The organism is Albimonas pacifica (assembly GCF_900113695.1).
Taxonomy (GTDB): Bacteria; Pseudomonadota; Alphaproteobacteria; order Rhodobacterales; family Rhodobacteraceae; genus Albimonas; species Albimonas pacifica.
Genome location: NZ_FOQH01000006.1, coordinates 179,394 through 181,812 on the forward strand (window position 1 = coordinate 179,394; position 2,419 = coordinate 181,812).

Here is a 2,419-nt window from a genome sequence, read left to right on the forward strand (position 1 = left end):
CCCATGCCCCACCCCGAGTCCGCCCCCGGCGCCGCCCCCCTCGCCACGATCCGCCCGGCCGAGGGGGTGCGCGTGGTCCGCGCCGCCGACGCGGTGATCGCCGAGAGCGCCCATGCGCTGGAATCGCGCCTGGGCGCCGACGACGCGCCGATGGTCTGGCTGCCCCGCGCCGAGGCCGGCGAGCCGTTCCTGGAGCGCACCGAGGCGACTTTCGAGCTGCCGGGCCTGGGCCGGGCGCGGCTTCTGGACGTGATCGGCGTCAGCGCGGCCCTGCGCGCCGCGGCCTGGATCCTCGAGAGCCCCGCCGCCGGCGCCGAGGCGCTGGCCGGCCACATCGCCTTCGACCCCGAGCAGGTGACGCTCGAGCGTCTCTGACCCCGCTCGCGCCCCCGCTTCCGCGCCGCCGACCGGGGCGGCTTGCCCCTGCCTCGGCGGCGGGGTATCGGGGGCCGGTCGGGGCGTAGCGCAGCCTGGTAGCGCGCCGGTTTTGGGTACCGGAGGCCGCGAGTTCGAATCTCGCCGCCCCGACCAGCCGGTCCCCCCTGTCCGCGCCCCGCCGGCGGCGATCCGCGGGGCAGGGGGCTCGCCCCCCGGCCTGCGCGCGTGCATGATGGCCTTCCTCCCCGCGGGACAGGCGCCCATGCACGACCCTCCCTACCCCGAAGATCCCTGGCTCGAGCGCTTCACCGGCGTCGCCGCCCTGCGCGCGGCGCTGGCGCTGGGCTGGCTGGACCGGCTCGCCGCCGCCCCGGCGGAGGCCGCCGCGCTCGCCGCCGAAGGGCCGGCGGCGGCGGAGCTGCTCGACCTGCTCGCGGCCGAGGGCGTGATCGCGCGCGACGGCGCGCGCGTCGCCCTCGCCCCCCGCTTCGCGCCGGTCTACGCGGCGCGGGGGCGGGCGTTGCGGGCGCGGCTCGATTTCCTCGCCCGCGCCGCCGCCGACCTGCTGGCGGACCCGGCGGCGGTCTTCGCCGACCTGCCGCGGCACATGGCGCGCTCGGAGACCTTCCGCCTCTACCGCTACGACCTCGCCCAGGCCGACGACGCCGCCGGGCGCGAGGCCGCCCGCCCCTGGGTCGAGCATGTCTGCGCCCTGACCGAGGCCGAGGCCCCGCGCCTGGTCCCCGCCCTGCCGCTGCCCGAGCGCGGCCGCCTGCTGGAGATCGGCGGCAACGCCGGCGAGATGGCGCTGGCGATCCTCGCCGCCCGTCCCGGGCTGAGCGCCGCCGTGCTCGACCTGCCCGCCGTCTGCGCCCTGGGGCGGGAGCGCTGCGCCGGCCGGCCGGGGGCCGAGCGGCTGCGCTTCCTCGCCGGCGACGCCCGCCGCGATGCCTGGCCCGCGCCCGCCGACGCGGTGCTGTTCAAGTCGGTCCTGCACGACTGGCCGCCCGAGGAGGCCGAGGCGCTGCTCGCCCGCGCCCGCGCCGCGGCCGCCCCCGGCGCCCCGGTGATCGTGACCGAGCGCGGCCCGATCGAGACCGCGGCCCCCGCGCCCTTCCACCTCGCGGCCGAGCTGGTCTTCGCCCCCTTCTTCCGTCCGCCCGAGGCCTACGCCGCGATGATGGCCCGCGTGGGCCTGGTCCCCGGGCCGCCGCGGCGCGCCCACCCCTCGCTGCCCTTCTTCGTGATCGCGGGGCGGGCGCCGTGAGCGGGCCGGTGATCGCGATCTGCGGGCCGCCGGGGGCGGGCAAGTCGACGCTCGCCGCGCGGCTGGCCGCGCGGATGCCGGGGGCCGCCCGGCTCGACTGGGACGATCACGAGACCTTCACCCACCAGCCCCCCGAGGCGGTGGAGGCCTGGCTCGCCCGCGGCGCCGACCCGGCCGAGATCGCGGTTCCCGGCCTCGCCGAGGCGATCCGCGCCGCCGCCGCCCGCGGGCCGGTGCTGCTCGAGACGCCCTTCGGCCGCGCCCACCCCGGGACCGGCGCCCTGATCGACCGCATGGCCTGGATCGAGATCCCCGCGGATCTCGCGCTGGCGCGCAAGCTGTCGGCCCTCGCCGTTCATCCGGGGATGCCCGCGGCCTGGCTGCAGGGCTGGCTCGCGGCCTATGCCCGGATCGTCCGTCCGGCCCTGAAACGCCAGGCGGAACAGGTGCGTCCGCTCGCGGACCTGACGATCGACGGCGAATCGTCGCCCGGCGTTCAGGCGGATCTGGTTCAGGCCGCGTTCACATCCGGCGGTTGAGCCGTATCGGATCGTTGCGGTTTTCCAACCATTCCTCCACGGCTTCCAATGAATTCCAAAATTCGGGTCCGTCTCTGCCGAAAAGAGGCTGAATTTTGTCTTGCCCCGGGGGAAACGCGACATGAATATGGCGCTCCCCAACCTCCGGTCGCAGGGAGGCGGGGGTGTAAGGCGTTGATCGCACATGAATTCAACATGAATTCGATGCGAGGCGTTCAGGGGGAGGATCGGGTTC

3 protein-coding genes and 1 tRNA gene are annotated in these 2,419 nt (G+C 76.6%); all 4 read left to right on the forward strand.

All coding sequences use genetic code 11. The features are described 5' to 3' along the window. The first annotated feature begins 3 nt into the window (after window positions 1–3). Window positions 4–375: a DUF427 domain-containing protein gene (locus BM064_RS14600; RefSeq protein ID WP_092860527.1), complete on the forward strand. Its 372-nt coding sequence runs from the start codon at window positions 4–6 to the stop codon at window positions 373–375. Window positions 376–454: 79 nt separating this feature from the next. Further along, window positions 455–531 (forward strand) — tRNA-Pro (locus tag BM064_RS14605). Window positions 532–640: 109 nt separating this feature from the next. Further along, window positions 641–1,645 carry a methyltransferase gene (locus BM064_RS14610; RefSeq protein WP_143103339.1) on the forward strand — a complete coding sequence of 335 codons (1,005 nt, stop codon included), beginning with the start codon at window positions 641–643 and terminating at the stop codon, window positions 1,643–1,645. Next, entirely contained in the window at window positions 1,642–2,184 is a 543-nt protein-coding gene (locus BM064_RS14615) for an AAA family ATPase (RefSeq protein WP_143103340.1), read from the forward strand. Before BM064_RS14610 ends, BM064_RS14615 begins: the two co-directional genes overlap by 4 nt. Window positions 2,185–2,419 lie beyond the last annotated feature (235 nt).

What these genes read in the sequence shown, in the direction of transcription:
- BM064_RS14600 (WP_092860527.1), top strand. Translation starts at nt 4, where the DNA reads ATGCCCCACCCCGAGTCCGCCCCCGGCGCCGCCCCCCTCGCCACGATC.
- BM064_RS14610 (WP_143103339.1), top strand. Translation starts at nt 641, where the DNA reads ATGCACGACCCTCCCTACCCCGAAGATCCCTGGCTCGAGCGCTTCACC.